The following is a 20,717-nucleotide window of genomic DNA, read 5'->3' on the forward strand; positions in this document are numbered from 1 at the left end:
TTTGGGTTTGCTAATGGCGGTATCTACTTCACGAGTTTCACGGAACCACCTGTTCTTAAATGCTTCACAAGTCCATTCCACAAATAAAATGGGAAATGAGTCCAGGCCGTAAACACCGACATGTTTTGACTTTTTCGGTAGACTTGCCAAATGTGTTTTGCCATTTGAATTTTATTGCTGGATAATGATACATTGCCTTTACGGTAGAAAGCGAGCGATTTGGTCAGGCCTTTTGCGACGTGCCCTTTTTTCAAAATCGAAAGCCATGTTGCTGTATCTTCCGCGCCTTTAAAAGCAGGCATTTGCACGAGACCCGTTTGTTTTGTGTCAATCATGACCGTGAGACAACCAATAATCGTGTTGCGCAATAAATAGCGATAGGTCACCGATTCTGGTACATCCACGTGCCCAGTTATTTGTTTCCCATCTGGGCTCATCACATCGTAAGCCGTATAGCTAAGCGCGACGTTATTTTTTTGCATAAACGCTAGCTGTAACTCCAATTTCTCTGGTTTCCAACAATCATCACTATCTAAAAATGCTACATACCGACCTTTTGCTTGGCGAATACCGTAATTACGCGTTCCCGCCGCGCCTAAATTAGTTTTGAGCATATGCAATCGAATCCGTTGATCTGCATAAGACTGAATAAGCGCCACGGTCTGATCCGTCGAACAATCGTCTAAAATCAACAGTTCATAATCGTTAAACCTTTGCGCTAAAACACTGTCTATAGCTACTTGAATATGCGCCGCTGCGTTGTGAGCTGGCATAATAATACTAATCATCATGTTGTATCCTTCCTTTCTCTAAATAACGAATATTCAGGAGGGCAAGCCCAATTCCGATACCTAAACTAAGATGTCGCTTATCAATCGTGCTACTAAGACCAATACTCGCTGCTACAAAAGCAATCCCAATTAAAAGTGGAATCGCGGAAGCTGCACTGTACTTCTCCTTCACCCAATAACGAATCGCAAAAATATGATAGCCGATGAAAAAAGCAAGTAAGGGTATGAAAGCCAATAAACCACCATTCGCCAAAGCTTCCAACCAGTAATTATGTGGCGCCCAGTAATTATCGGAAACACGTTCAAAACCATACATATATTCATCAAGACGAATTGGCAAGTTTCCTGCACCAATCCCCATAAAATTTGATTGTTTGATCATATCCCAGGAAGCATAGTACATCTGCATCCGCTCCGTTGTCGAATCTCCTTTATCGGTGAATGAATTAGCCACCATGCCAAGTAATTTTTGAACGAAATCAGAGGCATGAAAAGTGGAGACAAGCAAAGCTCCTATGCCCAAAACATAGACTGCTACGAAAGACCAGATTTTAGACCAACCGAACAGCAGAATGAAAATTTCTAGAATAAGAACGACCATTGCAAGACGAGAATTGGTCATAATAACGAGGTAAAGAGAGAGCGAACCAACGCTCAGCAACCCACTAAGCATGATTAATTTCCGCTTCCAAGTGAAGATATGCATGATCACAATTGGAAAGAAAATCGTGAGTAAAGAGGCGAAATCATTCGTATTAAACTGAAATCCCGTCGGTTGGAAAGCACTCGTTGTGGTTTCATAAAAGAGTGAACCCGACTGACTTAAATGATTTCCAGTCAGGCATTCCCACACGCCGATCATTAAAATACCGATATAAAGAACCGTTAGCCATTTTGCAAATTGATGATATATTTTCTCGTTTCGAACATAGTAGACACATAGAAAAATGACATACAACCATTCAAAAATAAAATACAGATAGCGAATGCTTTGTCCTAATTGCGGTGCCCAGAATCCAGTTGCCATCATCCCGATAAGGAAGGCAATAAACAGGAAGAGAAAGGCTTTCACGTAACGCAACCGTAGCCAATCTTTTTTTACAAAGAACAAAAAGAGGAAAAGGTGAATCGGGATTAAGAGGCGAAATAAAAAGATGTTCTCGTTACCAGGTATCCCTAGATAAGAACCAAAAAATCCAGAAAATATAATCACAAAACTAAGTGCGGTTACGAATTTTCCCATATTGATTGGTAGAAAGATAATGATGGTAATTAAGAAAAGTGGTAAGACTAAGAAGCCATAGGGAAAGAATACGCATGCTTGTAGTACAAACGTTAACCCTAAGATGAATAACCCCGATTTGATATGGGTTTGTAGCCAATTAATAGTAGGCATACGTATTCTTTTCTTTCTTGTTGTACTGCTGTCCGTTTAGAATAGCACCAACAATTGGCACACCTGTATTCTCAATATGTGCTTTCGCTTCTTCTATTTCATTTAATTTTGTCACGCCATTACGAACGACTAAGACTACACCGTCACATAAAGTGGCGATCATACGCCCATCTGACAACACGCGAACTGGCGGTGTATCAATGAAAATCATATCGAATTCTTCTTCTAGTTTTGAAAACACATTCCCAAGCAGTCCTGAACTCACAACTTCTAATGGATTCGAGGGTAGCGGGCCTGTTGGTAAGAAAAAGAGATTTTCCTCAGCCAAAGGAAGAATTTGATCTGCTAACACCGATATATCGCGCACACCCAACATCAATCCACCAACTTCTCGAGGGGCAATAGACTGGGAGAGCCGTGGACGGTGTAAGTCTAAATCGACTAATAACACTTTTTTGCCTAACTTTGCGTATTCTTTGGCGATATTACTAATACAAAACGTTTTTCCTTCGCCTTTATTGGCAGATGTAAACATGATGGTTTGCGCTTTATTAAGCGTAGTAAGTGCAAACTGCAAACTTACTTGTGCCGAACGAATTTTTTCAGCTTCAAAGGATTTGGATTTCCCTTCAAAAAACAGTTTATTTTTCTTGAGTCTAGCCATATTTTTTCACTCTCCTTCTATCAGTGGAATGTCGCCTAAGAACCTGAGCCCAATGTCATCGAAACTTTCTCGTTGGCGGATAATATTATCGTAACTTGCTCGATATAGCACAATAACTAATGCTATTCCGAGGCCAAAGCCAGCTGCTAAGATATATTTCGTGATACTGCTGACAGTGACTGGCTCACTTGCTTTTTCTAAATTTATCATTTTCGTACCGCTGAACAAATCTGGAAAATCACTTTGGACAACGGATGCGATGCCATTCGCGATTAGCTCAGCTTGCTCGGGACTAGAATCAACCACGGTAATTGTAAAGACGAGTGAGTTGATGTTTCCTTTCACAGTGACTTTACTTGTAAGTTCTTCTGGTGTCATAGCTAAATCATATTTATCAATGACTTCTTGCATCGTTCTCGCGCTACCAATCGTTGTACTATAGGTATCACTCAGCTGAATCGAGGACCTTACACTATCTGAGGCTTGCGTTTCATTTTTTGGAGTGACCGTTGTAACTAAGACTTGTGTCGATGTCGTATAATTCGGAGTCAGCCAAAATTTTTCAATTCCGAATGTGAGCATGATAAGGATGGCAGGGACGATAACCAACCAGTACCAAGATTTTTTAAAACTACGTAAAATCTGCTTTGTTTTCATTCCTTCTTTCATATAATACCTCCGATTAATGCGGGTTATAAATCGTCGTTAGCATTTTCTGTGCTTCGATTCCCCAGTGATATTCTTTTTCATAAGTCAAGCGCCCTTGTTCTCCTTCTTGCGCATAAAAGTGTGGATTCGCCGCTCGCTTCTCTATTTCATGTATTAGCTTTTCTGTGTCAAATGGAGAACTGACCGTTCCACTTTGGTGTTTTTCGATAAAGGCTCGCCAATCTGGAAAATCAGAAGCAAGGATAGGTAGCGATGCCGCCATATATTCATATAACTTAGTAGCCATCGATTGAAGGTAGTTAGGAATCGGGTGCAACAGACAAAGACCTAAATCAGATTCCGCATATGCTTGCCAAATTTCTGGGTACGGGACACGACCGTATACTTGTACAACAGCTCCAAGTTGGTGCTTATGAATAAACTCTTGTACTTCTATCTCTAGACTATTTGTCATCGGACCTAAGAGTTTCAAACAATATTCCGATGGATGCTTCTCGTATAACCGACGAATCAGTTCTAACATCTCAAAAATACCGCGATCTTCCGTGATACTTCCGACATAGATAAGTGTGAATGGCGAATCGGATGGCGTTTTTGGAATAGCCTCCATGTAGGTAGGATAGTTATAGACAGTGGTTTTCTTACAGGTAATATGTTCATAACTTCCCGAATAGGATGCTTCCGCAAAAATAATATGATCACAGCACGCCATGGTCCTTTTTTCCATACGTAAAACCCATTGTTTCAATGGTTTTCGTAAAATGGCTGGAATCCAAGTTTTTGTTTCAATATCTGCTGGGAAATTTTCATGCATATCATAGGTTAGAACAGCCTCTGGTTTTTTCTTACGTAACTTCGGTAAAAGCAGGAGAAGTTCCGGGTCATGAATATGGTAGTACATCGCATCAGACGCTTTCGCGATTTTATAAAGTTTACGCCAACGAAGGGGCCGGGCAAGTCGTGATGTGCTTGCAGGTAGTAAATGAACTTGCAAACCTGGATGTTTCACGACCTCCATCCCGTTATCAATCGCGTAAAAATCGACTTCGAATCCCGCATCAGCTAGCGTCATTGCTTCTTTATAAAAAATGCGTGTATCGTTCCAAACATGAACCGAACTAAACATCATTATTTTTTTTGCATTTAGCACATTGGTACCTTCTTTTCTTTATTTTTTAGGTGCGCCGATTGTCCATTTCAACGTTCGTTCTTTTGCTGCATTCGCCGGATGGTAGACTAATGTATAATCTTTACCATTTTTCGGAATGGAAAAATATACGTTGCCGTCCAATATTTTTCCAGCGGGAATGATATCGCCGAAGCTGTCATGGTAACCAAATGTTTCGATTTTCTTTCCGTCCGCGGCTTCTAAGTGAAAGTCCCCTGCACCAACTCCGAATTCTGATTTTGTCTTATTCGCAATATGCATCGGGATAACCGTTAATTCTTTTCCTTTTTCATTAAAAGTATCATCTTGTTTATGTGTAAAATTTTTCGGTGTCATTTCAATGTCTGTGATAACCTTTTTCTTACCTATATCGGTTTGCGTTTGTTGTGTTTGTTTTGGAGTTTCGTCTTCTTTTGGAGCACTACAACCTGCCATTGTTGTACCTAATGTTAAAACAGTAGCTGCGGCAACCATTATTTTTTGATATTTTTTCATTAGAAAATCCTCATTTCTTTTAGTAGAGATATATAAAATCCTGTCAATATCAAGATTTGTTGACAATTTCAAACGTACCTATTTATTAAAAGGTGGCATCCTAAAACCATCGTCCTAGGATGCCTGCCTTCAAAAAATTAGTTTATAGTGACATCAATCGTTACTGGATTCCAGTTTTTGTCGTAACCTTTAATTTGAACTTTATCACTTGCGGACGTGATTTTGTCTTTTGCGTATACAGAGAATGTTTGTGTAGTGGCATCAGATCCACCTGTACGAACTTTCTCATCGTTTACCCAAAGTTCTACGCCGTTCATTGTGCCCGTGTATGAACCAGTAATATTATCTGTGTTTAGCGTATAAGAAATAGCTCCGATTTTTAGTGCGTCTGGTGACTCACTTGCGGCTTTGACTGTTACGGTTACGGTTACTTCTTTGCCATCTTTATCTGTTCCAACGACTTTTACGTCATCTGTTGCAGACTTGATTTTATCTTGTGCATAGATGGCAAATGTTTTGCCGTCTCCATTTATTTGACCTGTGCGGGCAAGTTCGCCATTCACGTACAGTTTGATACCTGTACTAACACCATCAAGCGTACCTGTTACATTAGAATCGCCAATTGTATAGGCATCTGGAGTAATTTTTAATGTTTGGCCTGCTGCCGCTTTTACGTTAACTGGTGTACGATCTAGTTCTTGCCAGTTTTTGTCGTATAATACAATTTCTACTTTGTCTGTCGCTGTTTTGATGTAGTCTTTTGCATAGACTTGATATGTGCCAGTTGCTGTGTCTAGCGCACCATTTTTAACGAGTACATCATTCACGAATAGTTGTACTTTCGCGCCAGCTCCTGTGTATGTCCCAGTGATATTGTTGTCGCCTAGGTTGTAATCTGTTGCTGTTACAACCGATGGGATACGTTCGCCTAAAACAGTTGATGTTGCTGCTAGACCAGGAACGTTCGCCGAGTTAATGGCGCGAACGGTGAAGTTATTGCCAATCACTTGCATGAATGCTTTATCCGATGCATAGATTTTGTACGTGCCATCTGGATTTACTAAGCCTGTGCGTAGTTGTGTGCCATTGTTGTCATAAAGACCGATTTTGAATGTTGCAAGGTCTGTTTTACCAGTGACATATTCGTCGCCTTTGTTGTAATCATTGATCGATGGTTTGCCTAAAAGCGCTGTTAGAATCGTGCTTTTTGTTGGTTCTGTTGCTGTTCCGGCTACGTCAATGGCTCTGACGGAGAATTCATCACCGACAACGCGCATCGCTGTTTTATCAGAAGCATAGATTTTGTATGTTCCTGTTGCTACATCTACTGCGCCGTAACGAAGTAAGTTGCCAGCTTTGTCGTAGAGACCAATTTTACTTGTCGCTTTGTCTGTTTTACCAGTAATATATTCTTGGCCTGCATAGTAAGCGTCAATCGTTGGTTTCGAAAGTGTTGCACCTTGTACCGTTGCAGTTGTTGGTGTACTTACATTACCTGCTGCGTCTTTGGCAACGGCTGTAAATTCTTTACCTACAATTTTCATATCAGCATTGTCATTCACATAGATTTTGAATGTGCCGTCTGCTGCTACGTCACCTGTGCGGATGTCTTTGCCACCAACTGAAATCGTTACTTTTGTTGCAGGAGCTGCTGCTTTACCTGTAACATAACCGCTGTCTACAACATAGTTATTGATTGTTGGAGGAGTGACTACCACGGCTTTTGCTTTGACTGTACTTGTTGTTTTATCGCTCGTTCTACCAGTAGCGTCTGTTGCATAAGCTTGGAAAGTTGTTCCTGCTACACCCATCGCTGCGTTATCATTGACATAGATTCTGTACGTGCCATTTGCTGCAACATCTACCGTACGAATGATTTTACCTGCTACTTCAATCGTTACTTTCTTCGCACCTGTTGGAGCTGTTCCAGTAACATAGCCGTCATTCACGTAGTAATCATTGATTGTTGGTGCTGCAAATTTATCGTCTATTACAGTCGTATTTGCATATGCTGTTTTTCCATTTTTTGTAGCTGTTGCTGTTACTACTGTTCCAGCGGCTTGTTTTTCAATCGTTAAGCTATACTTACCATCGGATGCCACTGTTCCTGAGCCAATTGTTTTTCCTGCTGCGTTTGTAATCACGATGCTCGCATTTGGTTCTGCTGTTCCTGTTGCAATTACAGTATCAGTTGTTAAAGCATTAATCGTTGTCGGTGCAATATTTTGTCCTGCTTTTACGACTGTCTCTACACTTGCGATTTTGCCATTTTTTGTCGCTGTTGCTGTAACTACTGTTCCTTCTGCTTGTGGTGTAATTATAAAGTTGTATTTACCGTCGGAGCCTACTGTTCCTGATGCGATTGTTGTTCCTGCTCCATTTTTAATCACGATTGCTGCATTTGGTTCTGCTGTTCCTGTTGCGTTTGTAGAATCAGCTGTTAATGTGTTAATCGTTGTTGGCGCAATCGCATCACGGATTACTGTTGTTTGGGCATAGGTTGATTTGCCATCTTTTGTGGCTGTCGCTGTCACTAATGTTCCCTCTGGTTGTTTCTCAATCGTCAAACTGTATTTACCATCAGACCCTACTGTTCCTGTTGCGATTGTCACTCCTGCTCCATTTTTGATTACGATTGCTGCGTTTGGTTCTGCTGTTCCTATTGCTTTTTCAGAATCAGTTGTTAAAGCATTAATCGTTGTTGGTGCAATATTTTGTCCTGCTTTTACGACTGTGTCTGTACTTGCTGTTTTGCCATCTTTTGTCGCTGTTGCTGTTACGACCGTTCCCTCTGCTTGTTTGTCAATTGTTAAGCTGTATTTACCGTCGGATCCTACTTTTCCTGATCCAATGATTGTTCCTGCTGCATTTTTAATCACGATATCTGCATTTGGTTCTGCCGTTCCTGTCGCCTTCTCTGAATCAGCTGTTAAAGCATTAATTGTAGTTGGCGCAATCGAATCGCGTATTACTGTTGTATGTGCATCCGATGTTTTACCATCTTTTGTAGCTGTCGCTGTTACGACGGTTCCTTCTGGTTGATTCGCAATCAACAGGACATAAATACCATCTGATCCGACACGTCCTTTTGCGAGTTCCTTACCAGTTTGATCGGTAATAACAATGTTTGCGTTTGGCTCTGCTTTTCCTGAAACAGATTCAGAATTCGTTGTAAGGGCGTTAATCGTCGTTTGATCAATACCATCACGTTCTACAATCGTTGATGCTGTAGATGTTAATCCTGCTAAAGCAGCTGTTACTGAAACAGTTGTTCCTTCTGGTTGTTTGTCAATCGTTACTTTGTAAATTCCGTCTGATCCGACGCGACCTGTTGCTAGTACTACATTATCTTGATCTGTTACAACAATTGTTGCGTTTGGTTCTGCTTTTCCTGAAACGGATTCTGACTCAGTAGTAAGCCCGTTAATTGTTGTCGTATCAATTTCACCACGAACAACTGTTGTTTGAGCGGTAGATGTTTTGCCATCTTTTGTGGCTGTGGCAATCACATCTGTCCCAGCAACTTGTTTTTCAATGGTAATTTTATATTTTCCATCAGAACCTACTTTTCCGCTTCCAAGTGTCTCACCAACACTATTTTTTATTACGATGGATGCATTTGGTTCTGCTGTTCCTTCTGCTAGCTCTGATTTTGTTGTTAACGCTGAGATAGTTGTTTGTGCAAGGTCACCTTGTGTGACAGTCGTTGTCGCTGAAGAAGATGCTGTTCCTTTTGTCGCTGTTGCTGTGACTCTTGTCCCTACATCTTGTTGTGAAATTGTGATGCTATATGCGCCGTCTGATCCCACTTTTCCAGATCCGATGACTTCCCCATTTGCTTTAATTTCAATATCCGCATTTGGTTCCGCTGTCCCTGTTGCATTTTTTGAGTCTGTTGTGATAGGTGCAATCGTTGTTTGTTCAATAGCTGCTTGGATGACTGTCGTTTTTGCAGAAGATTTAATGCCATTGGAGTCAGCTGTTGCTGTCACTTCTGTACCAGCGGCTTGTTTAGCAATAGTAATATCGTAGTAACCATCAGATCCTACTTTTCCAGAACCTAGTATTCCTCCTGTTGCATTCGTAATAACGATGTTTGCGTTTGGTTCTGCTACACCGACAACATGTATTGAATCTGTCGTAAGATTCTCAATTGTTGTTTGAGCAATATTCGTTAAGGCATAGCTACCACCAAATAATTTACCCGTCGTTTTACTTACAAATTGTGACTGGAATTGCGCGCTGTTTGATGTTAAATTCTGTTGACTTAAGTTACCTAGAGCCCAACCAGATAAATCAAATGTCGCTGTTTTAAAATCGTTGTAGTTATGCGTTGGCTTATCATTGTTGATGAAACCATAATCCCATGTGGATAGGCCTTTATCAGAATTGATGTTAATTTTGGTTGAAGCGCCAGCATAGTTAGCAAAAACAGAGCCTGTTGCATTCGTATTTGTAATGGCAAAATTCGAACCGTTCTCAAATGTTAATGCTTTACCCGTTTGGACAGTTCCTTGTACGCCCTTAGATGTTGCGACAAAATCCGCTCCTGTTTCAACTGTCAAACTACCATTTGTAATGGAAATACCTTCTTCAATAGTATCACCTGCATCAGCTTTGAATTTAGCTCCTGTTTTAACAACCATATTTCCTCCAGTTGCATAAATGGTTTGCTTCGTTGCAGATTTTAGCTCTAGATTTCCTGCGATAGAAATTTGTGCACTATTATTAGCCACATAAAGCGTATATGATTTCGAATCGACTTTCATATTAGAATTTGCTTCTTGGATCAGATCTCCAGTGACATAAAGTCCCGTCAAAGTAGATTCAATGGAGGAGAAATCGACATTTGCTCCCTCTTTAATTATCAAGTTCTTTCCTTCAAAAACTTCATGATAATCGGCAGTTGCTTTAATATTTCCTTCTAAAATAGTCGTGCCACTGCTGTTGTATACAAATTGTTTACCGCTAGCAGTCACATTCTTATAAGTGACTTGCACCCCAGCATATTGTGACCAGAATAAAGGATAAATAGCTTGATTAGTGATTGTTAAATCTTCTATGCGATTGACTGCATCCACTTTGGCAACTCCGATATTATTCAAATTCATATCTAGCGTGTGCCCGTTACCATATAGATTTTTTTGTGTTGTAAAGTTAAAGCTGGCTGTAAGCTTAATATCCGCTGTTAATTTAATGTCTGTTACACTTGTACTCACCAAAGCTGCTTTCAATTGTTCGGATGTTGCTACCTCCGTTGCGTTAGCAGGGGCAGCAGTAGGTGCCGCTTCTGACACTGCATTTTTAAGTGCTTCTTCACTTGCAAATACGTTAACCGGTAGTGTACTTAGTAGCGTGCTCCCAACCAAGACGGTTGCTAAAGCGATTGTTCCACTTTTTCTGACGATATTATTTTTCGTTGACATTAATTAATGTCCTCCTCTGATTTAAATTATTATTTGTACTTATAGTTGCGCAACTATTTTTTGGACTGAATTCAAAAGAGTTAACTTGAATCAATCGGATTATTTCGTTTTTCCATTTTTTACACCCTTTCTTATTTGAGTTTGACTATCTAAAAATTTAACTATAATTTTTTATCCAAATATTAAAAATTCAATATTACTAATAACTATTTTCATTTCAGCTCTACGGAACGTTGCTTATAATAAACCATCCTTGCTGTTGAATCTCAGTATATAATAGAAATCTTGGTCTGTTTTCCACTATTTAGAATTAAAATAATAATTTTCGAATACTTTGTGACAACTTACGAAAAAACTTCTAATTTCATTTCCAGCTTAGGTTGGTCCATGTAAATCGCACTTTTGATGGTATAGATGAATCCTTCTTCTTGTAGTTTTTGTAGCACGCTTGTAATCGTATTAGGATTTAAGTTTGAGTATTGAGCAATCATGCCTTTACTTATTTGCCTCGGAAAGCTGATGATATTTTTTTCTGCGGTCTCTTTACCGTATTTCTGACCTAACTCTAGGAGCACAGAGCTAATTCTTTGCCGGGTCGGAAGTCTGAGAAGCTCCTCTTTTTTCACCATGTGCTTCATCTGATTTTGCATGTGCACATAATGATAAAAGTAACCCTCTTGTGTGTTCATTATTTTTTCAATGATGTCCTCTTTTGCATATCTGGTCACAACCAATTCATCGGATAGAACCTGATATGTATACAATGGACTACTTCCAAGCATCAAATTAGAAAGTCCAAGTACATCTCGTGCTGTATAAAAATCAACAACTACACCTTTTCCAATAGTCGCCGTCACAATGCCTTCTTCAATAAAATAAATCGCATTTAAATCATCACTAGCTTTCAAAATAATATCGTTCCTATTGAAGGTTTTCTTCACACCTCTCACTGGAAATATGCAATCTTCTTCTATAAAGCGGCGGAATTTGTGCTCGCTAAACTGGCTTGCTATAGAGTCTTCACTGTACAAACTGTTCATGTCTAACATTTTATTCTGCATCTAAATGTCCTCCTTCCACACTATTGATTATTTATATGCATCTTCTCTTAGTAGTGAACGGAACTTAGTATAGAACAAAAATAGGAATCCATTTTCTAAAATCCAGAATAAATAGATAGTATTTTGAACATTTTATGACTTTTTGCTATACGTTTATGGTCTATAAAAAGCTATATTTCTACTTCTTTATCTTACATTTGCTGTTATATTCGATTCGCAATTATTTTTCTACTGATAATTTAATAATTATCAGAGAGGAGCTACAATTTATCTCTACTCTAGCTCCTCTTTGTAGTAAGAATATTCCGTGATATATGCAACTGCTTATACTAATCGTTTTATATTTTGCGGAGTTTCCACAACATATGTGATTGGTTCTTTGATATTCTCTAAAAGTTCATCCGTCAACGTGACACTGTTGATTTGATTATTTTCGTAGGAAGTGAAGTAGTACGTCTTGCTTTCGGAACACATCGACGCCACATACTGCGTGAAATCTGGGTCGCCGTTTTCTTTAATGACCGCGCCGTTCGGGATGCGGACACTATTCAAGATGTACCACACATTCGTGATTGCTTCTTCCTCGTTTTTCGCGGGAACCACGTTTTCTTTCAGGAATGCTGCGCGGACAAAACGTTCTGGAGGCGTGAATCCACCTGGTAATTTACTTGTCCCTGTTCCTTGTGAGAAAGGTTTCGCGATGTAATCTCCGAACTTCACTGGTGCTAGTTGTTGCGCTTGTAAACCTGTGTAGTTGCGCAAATTCTCAATATGCCATTCGAGACGCGGCGTGTTTGTCATGACGCCAACTGGGTTTTCCTTGATCCGTAGCGTCGTTTCCGTCGGCTCAATCACCGCACAGCGTCCACTCTTATCGGTGAAAATCCAATGTAACGGCGTCGTGATTCCCAGTAACGCAACCGGTTGATCCACCAGATTGATGTCCGCTAACTTCGCCTCCACATCTTCAATCGTCGCACACGTACCTAACATCCAAAGTAAGAATTCCTGCGGTGCCAAATTAATTTTCCCATCCACCGCTTCCGGCGCGTAAACCGCTTCGCCCGGCAGATAAAGGGACGCACAACTCAAGCCTTTCTCATTCAACCCGTCCGCGAAAATGTACTTATCTAGCTCTCTGCCAGCGCCAACAAACGCATAATCATTCGTGTAGCTCACACCATCTGTCGAAGATTCCCACGCATAATTCCTCGGGCTCACCGTCGGATTCGCCTCCAAGATAAAAGCGAAATCCATCGTTCTTGATAATACATGTTTCCCATCCAACGTTTCTAATACGAAGCTTGTGCACATAATTAATTCTCTCCTTCAAATTTGTATTTGTTTACTATACTACCTATTATAGCGAGTTTCTGTTCGACTGATTCTGTTCTTTTGTCGTTTTAGCGGTACATTTTTGACTGCCTTGCTTTTCCTTCTAAAACGTTGCCACATCTTCATGTCTCTCTCACTTACAATACCTATTATATCGAATCTAGTGCGCTGCAAATTCGCAATTTTGTCGTATTATCTGCACATTTTTAACCGAACAAAAAAAGCCGCCAAATTCAGCAGCTTCCCTTCATCATTTATTCCCCATTGTCTCAATCACAATATTCGATATGTTCGCGAAATCCCTAGCAGACAGCTCTGGCCCAATATAAAGTATCTTCCCGCGATGATACTGCTCCATCATCATCGGCGTCGAAATCGTTGTCAAAATCACATCCGCTTGATGCGCACTATTCTTATTCAAAAAATGGACCTTATAACGATATTTCAACGTATCATCAATCTGGTGACGCAAATTATTCTCCGCCAATTTCGGCAAATCCGTATCCAAAACAATCTGAACCTGCTCCTCAAAATACGTCAGCGGTTTAATAGAAGAAAATAACAAAGCATACCTCGTCAATAAAAACTGTTTCTCCAAAAATAACTCGTTCCGCGTCTCCTCATACAACTCATCCAATAATTCATCCAACTTTCCAAACAAGTTCGGATAATATTCCGCCACCCGATGCAAATACTCATATCCATTAATATCTACTGAAAAGCTCTTAAACAACGTACAAAAAAGATGCGCACAAAAACTGTTTTTGAAGAAGGTTTCTTTCTTTTTCTCCGGTATATCTATAATTTCTGCCGAGAAAGCACGCATCAGAGCTTCCGTCGCCAAATAAATATCCGATTCATTTTTCTGATGAGGCGCCATAATTCGCCGCGCCAGCTCACTATTTTCATAGAGTTTTGGACGCGTCTCCATCAACAAATAGAAGAAATAAATCTCGCCCTCCTTTTGAATATTCATCGACTCAAAAACAGCTTTCATTTTGTTCAACCTTTTAAAATCATTGTCCAAGTCCAGATAGTTTTTCCAATTCGGATTCATGTCCACCGTATGCCTTTTGCGGATTCGAATGATATTTATCGCCAAAATATAACCAATCTGATTCTTCTGCACATGCGTCAAGTTCAACCGCAAACTCGTACTCACCCGCTCCGTCGCATCTTCAATCGTTTCCTGATCCACAATATCGAACGGCCACAACGCCCCCCGATAAATCCGCCAAAACACACTATAAGCAAACATCCTGATCTGCGTCTCCGTCCCCACCAGCTCATACGTTTCGCGCTTCAAAGAAATTCCATACGGTTCCAGCAATTCCTGAAAAGTTTTTAACGTCCGCCGAACCGTCGTCTCACTCAAAAAATTATCCATCGCAAATCTCTTCACCGACGTAAATTCCTCGAAAAAAACAGCTTTCATCAACATAAACGTCACGTTATCCTCTAAAAGATACAATTCAAAACCAACAACATCCGCACCAGCCATTATTTCAAGGAATACGCCCTTATTCTTAGCCGTATGCAACTGAATTTTATCATCCTGATAGCCATCCACTTTCTCCAATAAATCCACCAAATAGCGTTGAACCGTCCGCGGAATCATATCTAAGCGCTCACTCAATTCATTCACCGTATACCAACGCGACTCCTCCGAAATCATCCGCAAAATCATCATACTATTCGTTGTACTCTGGTCAATCGCCCGATAAATATCGTTTTTCAAAAGAAATACCCCCTTTAAAAATATCTATAGCCATGCCTTATCCTGCTTTTCGATGCTTCCCAATACTTATACCCTCCATTCATACTTCTCATTCAAAATTTTCCCCATAAAAAAGGCCCTGCATCCATTTTAGAATACAGGGCCATCCTTATTAATCTTCTAAAGCTTGTAATTCTTGATTATTATCTAATTGAGATATGCCTTCAAGATGTTTCTTCTGCAATTGTTTCATACCGAACCATAGTAACGCTGCGAATACTGCGAAGATTCCTAGAAGAACGAAGATACTTTGCAAGTAAACGTTCATGCCGATTCCGCCTGTGATGGCTTGTCTGAATCCATAGATGGAGTACGTCATTGGCAAGAATGGGTGGATCGCGTTGAAGAATCCGTTTGTTAGTGGCATTGGGAATGTTCCGCCTGCACCGCCAAGTTGTACGATCAGTAGAATCATTGCTACAAAGCGACCTGGGTTATCGAACGTCATCGCTAGGAACATGATGATGAACATGTAAGCGAGTGAAGTCGTCATTGCCATGGCATAAAATTCGATTAGAGAATCTACGTGTAATCCGAGTACCAGCATCACTGTTGCTTGGATAAGTGCCATCACGATTGCGACAACTGCGCCAACCGATGCTTTACTTGCCCACCATGCTGTGCTTGTTTGACCACGCATCGAGATTTTTCTGATAGGGAATACAAAGTTGAATACTAGAGCACCAACATATAGTGCTAGTGACATGACATATGGTGCTAAAGCTGCGCCATAATTTGGAACTGTACTATAATTTTTGTGATTAACTTTATCTGGGCTTGCGAACATTTCAAAATTCTTATCTGTCGGGTGTAATTGACCAAGTTGTTGACTTCCAGCTGCTAATTGTGTCGAAAGTTCTGTTGCACCTGCATTTAGTGTGTTGATTCCTGATCCAAGTTGTCCCGAACCTGCTGCTAATTGTGCTGATCCGTTGTGAATTTCTCCTGCGCCATTGCTTAAGGCTGCTGCGCCATTTTGTAGTTTTGGAGCGTTTGCTACTAGTTGATTCGTGCCATCTGCAAGTTGTGCCGCGCCGTTATTTAACGCATTTACACCGTTTGTCAAAGCTGGTAATTGGCCAGAGAAAGTATTCATGCCACCAGCAAGTTTTGTTGCACCATTATTTAGAGCTGAGGATTTGCTACCTAATTCAGATGTACCATCATTGATTTTCTTCAAGCCACTGTTTAGCGCTTGGCTTCCGTCTGTTAATTGATTCACACCACTTGCTAGAGCCGGTACTTTTGCGTTCAATTCTTTCGCACCAGTTGTCGCGTCTGCAATACCGTTGTTCAGTGCCGTCGCGCCGCCAAGTAGTGTATTCTGATCGTTCGCACTACCGACTGCTTTTTGAATATCAGACATCGAACCGATAAGAGCATTCGTCCCGCTATAAATTCCAGGATTGCCGTTGAAACCATTGTTTAATTGGCTCACACCAGATTGTAGCGCTTCGATTTCGCCAACACTATCCGGAATATCCGCAATTAATTGACTCAATTCTTCTAAATCTTTGTGCATCAGTTGAATCACTTCGTTTTGCTTTTGCGCTTGATCAGTCAAAATGGGTGTTATATCGTTGACCAAAATTGCTTTTTCTTCTGGAGTTAAGGCTGAACCTTCAATTTTTGCAAGAATTTGGTCGTGATGCGTACCACTCGTTAAAGCTTCCAATGCCGCCAAACGTTCTTCTATTCTGTTGATCGTTGGCTCCATCGCGTTTCCTTTATTAACAATACTCGTCAATGTCGTGTTGTTTACTTGCTGGTTTAATTCCGTAAGTCCTGTTTTAAATTGATTCAAACCACTTTGTAATTCTGCGATTTGAGACTTGCTCGTCGGGCTTGAAAGATTCGTGCTCAGCTCTTCCAATCCAGATTTTAATTGCGCACTTCCTGTGTTCAGTTTTTCTAGACCAGTTTGTAGTTCGCCCGCACCTTTTTGTAAATTCGGGATTTGACCATTTAGATCAGTCAAACCTTGCGTTAAGCTAGATGAACCAGCAAGAGCAGAATTCGTGCCTTTATTTAACTCGTTCACACCAGATGTATATTGGCCAACACCGCTTGATAGTTGATTCGCACCAGCGTCAAGTGCCGCAACACCGTTCGTTAATGGGCCAACGCTTGAAGAAAGTTTCTTCGTACCAGCATCCAGTTGTGCCGCGCCATTATTCGCTTTTTCCACACCATCGATATACTCATTTAACCCAACATTCAGCGTATCTGCGCCATCTTCAAACGTCAGTGTACTACTCGCTAATTTATTCAGATTTGCCGTTATTTTATCATTACCAGCTTCTAGTTTTCCACTACCTGTCGCAATTTCGCCAGCACCGTTTGCCGCTTGTTCGATACCATTTCCAAGTTTACCAACCTGTCCATAAATCGTTTCTGCGTAACCTTTCGTTACACTCGTGCTCACTTGCGCCTTCAAATCCTCAATCGCCATCTTCGTTACTTCTTCCCCGATAAAATTAAGCGATCCATTCGTTTCATAACCAATCTCCATTTTCTTCGGGTCTTTATCTAGAAGTGTCGTTGCGTTTTTCGAGAAATCCTTTGGCAACGTCACGATCATGTAGTACTTCAAATCCTTCATTCCTTGCTGCGCCTCTTCTTTTGAAACAAAGCGCCAGTCAAGCGAATCATCTTTTTTCAGTTTAGCGACCAGTTGATCGCCGACATCCATCTTCTGTCCCTGAAAATCCACCGTCTCATCCAAGTTCACAACAGCTACTGGCAAATGACTTGCCTTACCATATGGGTCCCACACTGATTTCAAGAAAAAGCTCGCATACATAATTGGGATAAATAAAATTGCGATAAAAGAAATTAATAAAACCTTATTGCGAAATAGCTTTTTCCACTCATTTTTGACCATATTCATATTTGTAATTCCTCCTTCAAATTTTGGGGGTGTCTGTCATCTCTTGCTTACAAATACAAGTATATAATTTTTCAAGCCTCGCAAATTCTTGATTTTGTCGTTTTATTGGCACAAAAATGGCGCTGACGTTTAAAAACAACAAGCGAAGGGGAAATCTATATATAGGAAACCATTTCACGAAAGGAAGTCACTAATATGTCATTAAACAAAGCCAAACTAAAAAAAGTAACAGAACTCGCCAAAACAAACTGGAAAAGCGCGCGAATCACCGCCCACGCCGCCCAACTCACCTTTTACATATTGCTATCGATTTTGCCAATGATGCTCGTATTCGGCAATCTAATCCCCTTACTACCAATCCCAAAAGAAGAAGTCTACTCCACACTCCAAACATTCATGCCACCAGAAGTGTACGATATCCTGCATCCCGTGATTGAAAGCATGCTCACCAACGCAAGCGGCACCGCCATCTCACTCGGTCTAATCACTGCAATTTGGTCCGCTTCGAAATGTTTCAGCGCCCTACAAGAAGTTCTAAACATCGTCTACCAAGCTCCTGATCGCAAAAATTTCATCGTAACCCGCATCATGTCATTCGTGATGATGCTCGTTATCATCGTAATCCTCGGCGCTGTCGTCTTTGTCTTCGCATTTGGCGAACAAATCGTAGGGTTTTTGCAGGATCAATTCGACCTGAATCTTGATGCCCTCGCCAATTTAGGCGCCGCCAAATGGTTCATCACACCAATTTTCTTATTCATCCTGTTCCTCATCATCTACTGGCTCGTTCCAAACGTAAAATGGCAAATCAGAAAAAGCGTCATCGGTGCCCTATTCGCCACAGTCGGCTGGCTCGCTGCAACCGAACTACTCTCCGCGTATGTCAGTTTTCAAGGCGATAAAATTCTCGGCTTCGGCAGCCTAAGCATCATGATCGTCATCATGCTCTGGCTCTATTTCGTCTCGATTATCCTGCTACTCGGCGCGTTTATAAACGTCATCACCGACTCCTACAAACAACAAAATTTGTAATCAATGCGTGGATATATTACAATGAAAACGAGAGAAAATCGCTATTTAGGAGGAATTTTATCATGAGTATCAAAATGCTACATACATGCATTCGCGTCAAGGACTTAGACAAATCGCTAGCTTTCTACACCGAAGCATTTGGCCTGAAAGAAACACGTCGCAAAGACTTCCCAGACCACAAATTCACACTCGTCTACCTTGCATTTGAAGAAGGCGGATTCGAATTGGAACTGACTTACAACTACGACCAAGCAGAAGCCTACGATCTCGGAAACGGCTATGGACACCTCGCAGTTGGCGTCGATGATCTATCCGCAACACACGAAACCTTCGAAAAAGCCGGCTACAGCGTCACCAACTTAAAAGGCCTACCAGGAACAAAACCATCGTATTTCTTCGTGATGGATCCAGACGGCTACAAAACCGAAGTTATCCAAAATCGCTAATTAGAACGCAAAAAAGAGAGCAGTTTCCAGCATTGCTCTCTTTTACTATCTACATATAGGAGGAAACACGTTATGCAACACGCCGAATTTCAGCAAGACATCTACAATCTCGTCCGCCAAATCCCACACGGAAAAGTCACAACATACGGTCAAATCGCATACATGCTCGGACGCCCTAAAAATTCACGTCTTGTTGGCCAAGCCATGCGCTTAACACCGAGCGACGCCAGCATCCCAAGCCACCGTGTCGTCAACTCCCAAGGCCGACTCGTTCCAGGCTGGTCCGCCCAATACGACCTACTAAGAGCAGAAGGCATCCCTTTCACACCAAATGGCAACGTTCGCTTAAAAAGCTGTTTTTGGCAAGGTTAAGCCTCCAATCGCAACAACCGTTCCTTCATCGCGACACCACCACGGTACCCCGTTATTTTTCCATTTTTTCCAATCACACGATGACACGGCACCACCATCAAAACTGGATTCGCCCCAATCGCCGTCCCAACTGCCCGCACCGCTTGTGGCTTCCCAATCTCCTGCGCAATTTCCGAATACGTCCTCGTCTCCCCATAAGGAATCGCGGCTAACGCCTGCCAAACCGCCTCCTGAAAAGGCGTCCCAGCAATATCCAGCGGCAAATCAAAATCCCGTCGCGCCCCTGTCAAATACGCCGCAATCCCCTCCGCATATGGCTTCACCCGCGTCTCATCCACTATCAAATCCACGCGAACCCTCTCGCCCCACTTTTCCAACTCCGCTATATCCGCCCCATCCGAACCAACAAACGCCAATCCGCGCTCGCTAATCCCAATATAAAGCGCCATCCCAGCCACATCCAGCCGATCATAAAAAATCTGCTTCATCACGCCTGCAACTCCTTCCAATTTTTCCGATACCCGCTCGGCGTCACGCCCTGCGTCCGCTTAAACAACGTCGCAAACTGCGCCGCATTCGGCATTCCAACCGCAGAACCAATCTCCATCACCCGCATCTCCGTCGTTTCCAGCAACACACACGCCTCCCGAATCCGCACCACATGCACAAAATCAAGCGGCGTCATCCCCGTCTGCGCCTTAAAAACCCGATGCAGATGATAGGCACTGCCATGACACCCATCCGCAATCCGTGAAAGCGTCAAATGCTCCCGATAATGCTCACCAATATAAGCCTCAATCTGCGCCACCCAATCCGCATCCGGCAACCTCACGCCACCCGACTTGCACCGCTTACAAGGCCTGAATCCCGCATCCATCGCATCCTCCGCGCACAAAAATACCCGCACATTCTCAAGCTTCGGCGTCCGCGACTTACACGAAGGCCGACAAAAAATCCGCGTCGTACTCACCGCATAGAAAAACTGCCCATCATAATCCGCATCATTTTCACAAATTGCCCGCCACTGCTCCACCGTCACCAATTCCGCCACCTCGCTTCCCATCTTCTCATTACACCCATTATACCGCTTTTCTCCTGAAAAAATAACCCATTAATAACATAAAAGCAAGATTTGTAAAGTTAATCCACAGCATGACTATCTAAATTATCCCAAATCACCTCTACTCTAGTGAAC

The 20,717-nt window shown here is 41.6% G+C and carries 16 protein-coding genes; 3 read left to right on the forward strand and 13 right to left on the reverse strand.

What is annotated here, in order from left to right:
* Positions 1-23: 23 nt before the first annotated feature.
* The 11 genes from HPK16_RS05670 to HPK16_RS05720 form a co-directional block, all read right to left on the reverse strand.
* Entirely contained in the window at positions 24-791 is a 768-nt protein-coding gene (locus HPK16_RS05670; protein WP_181676035.1) for a glycosyltransferase family 2 protein, read from the reverse strand.
* Positions 781-2,187, reverse strand: a complete 1,407-nt coding sequence (locus tag HPK16_RS16755) for an O-antigen ligase family protein (RefSeq protein ID WP_246369284.1) — start codon at positions 2,185-2,187, stop codon at positions 781-783. Before HPK16_RS16755 ends, HPK16_RS05670 begins: the two co-directional genes overlap by 11 nt.
* Entirely contained in the window at positions 2,174-2,851 is a 678-nt protein-coding gene (locus tag HPK16_RS05680; RefSeq protein WP_181676036.1) for a CpsD/CapB family tyrosine-protein kinase, read from the reverse strand. Before HPK16_RS05680 ends, HPK16_RS16755 begins: the two co-directional genes overlap by 14 nt.
* 6 nt (positions 2,852-2,857) lie before the next feature.
* On the reverse strand, positions 2,858-3,520 hold the full coding sequence (locus HPK16_RS05685) for a YveK family protein (protein ID WP_181676037.1): 663 nt from the start codon (positions 3,518-3,520) through the stop codon (positions 2,858-2,860).
* Positions 3,521-3,533: 13 nt separating this feature from the next.
* The gene (locus tag HPK16_RS05690) at positions 3,534-4,670 is read right to left on the reverse strand and encodes a glycosyltransferase (protein ID WP_181676038.1); all 1,137 of its coding nucleotides are present in this window, start codon (positions 4,668-4,670) and stop codon (positions 3,534-3,536) included.
* An 18-nt stretch (positions 4,671-4,688) separates the two neighbouring features.
* The gene (locus HPK16_RS05695) at positions 4,689-5,183 is read right to left on the reverse strand and encodes a DUF4352 domain-containing protein (protein ID WP_181676039.1); all 495 of its coding nucleotides are present in this window, start codon (positions 5,181-5,183) and stop codon (positions 4,689-4,691) included.
* 137 nt (positions 5,184-5,320) lie between these two features.
* The gene (locus HPK16_RS05700; protein WP_181676040.1) at positions 5,321-10,609 is read right to left on the reverse strand and encodes an Ig-like domain-containing protein; all 5,289 of its coding nucleotides are present in this window, start codon (positions 10,607-10,609) and stop codon (positions 5,321-5,323) included.
* A 344-nt stretch (positions 10,610-10,953) separates the two neighbouring features.
* Positions 10,954-11,670, reverse strand: coding sequence for a Crp/Fnr family transcriptional regulator (locus HPK16_RS05705; RefSeq protein ID WP_181676041.1), 717 nt, complete (start codon positions 11,668-11,670; stop codon positions 10,954-10,956).
* A gap of 324 nt (positions 11,671-11,994) precedes the next feature.
* Positions 11,995-12,984, reverse strand: a complete 990-nt coding sequence (locus tag HPK16_RS05710; RefSeq protein ID WP_181676042.1) for a choloylglycine hydrolase family protein — start codon at positions 12,982-12,984, stop codon at positions 11,995-11,997.
* 271 nt (positions 12,985-13,255) lie between these two features.
* Positions 13,256-14,743: an AcpB/EbpR/MafR family transcriptional regulator gene (locus HPK16_RS05715; RefSeq protein WP_181676043.1), complete on the reverse strand. Its 1,488-nt coding sequence runs from the start codon at positions 14,741-14,743 to the stop codon at positions 13,256-13,258.
* Positions 14,744-14,894: 151 nt separating this feature from the next.
* On the reverse strand, positions 14,895-17,672 hold the full coding sequence (locus HPK16_RS05720; RefSeq protein WP_181676044.1) for a YhgE/Pip family protein: 2,778 nt from the start codon (positions 17,670-17,672) through the stop codon (positions 14,895-14,897).
* A gap of 195 nt (positions 17,673-17,867) precedes the next feature.
* Here HPK16_RS05720 and HPK16_RS05725 point away from each other — a divergent pair, with 195 nt between their 5' ends.
* The 3 genes from HPK16_RS05725 (at position 17,868) to HPK16_RS05735 (ending at position 19,522) form a co-directional block, all read left to right on the forward strand.
* A complete protein-coding gene (locus HPK16_RS05725; protein WP_181676045.1) occupies positions 17,868-18,704 on the forward strand; it encodes a YihY/virulence factor BrkB family protein in 837 nt (278 codons plus the stop codon).
* A 62-nt stretch (positions 18,705-18,766) separates the two neighbouring features.
* Positions 18,767-19,150: a lactoylglutathione lyase gene (gene gloA / locus HPK16_RS05730; protein WP_220132262.1), complete on the forward strand. Its 384-nt coding sequence runs from the start codon at positions 18,767-18,769 to the stop codon at positions 19,148-19,150.
* 72 nt (positions 19,151-19,222) lie between these two features.
* Entirely contained in the window at positions 19,223-19,522 is a 300-nt protein-coding gene (locus HPK16_RS05735; RefSeq protein ID WP_181676046.1) for an MGMT family protein, read from the forward strand.
* Here HPK16_RS05735 and HPK16_RS05740 read toward each other — a convergent pair.
* Positions 19,519-20,010 carry a methylated-DNA--[protein]-cysteine S-methyltransferase gene (locus HPK16_RS05740; RefSeq protein WP_246369286.1) on the reverse strand — a complete coding sequence of 164 codons (492 nt, stop codon included), beginning with the start codon at positions 20,008-20,010 and terminating at the stop codon, positions 19,519-19,521. The genes HPK16_RS05735 and HPK16_RS05740 overlap by 4 nt on opposite strands.
* The gene (locus tag HPK16_RS05745; RefSeq protein WP_181676047.1) at positions 20,010-20,585 is read right to left on the reverse strand and encodes a bifunctional transcriptional activator/DNA repair enzyme AdaA; all 576 of its coding nucleotides are present in this window, start codon (positions 20,583-20,585) and stop codon (positions 20,010-20,012) included. Before HPK16_RS05745 ends, HPK16_RS05740 begins: the two co-directional genes overlap by 1 nt.
* Positions 20,586-20,717: the final 132 nt, after the last annotated feature.

The sequence above is a fragment of the Paenilisteria rustica genome, from assembly GCF_013820765.1.
GTDB classification, from domain to species: Bacteria; Bacillota; Bacilli; order Lactobacillales; family Listeriaceae; genus Listeria_A; species Listeria_A rustica.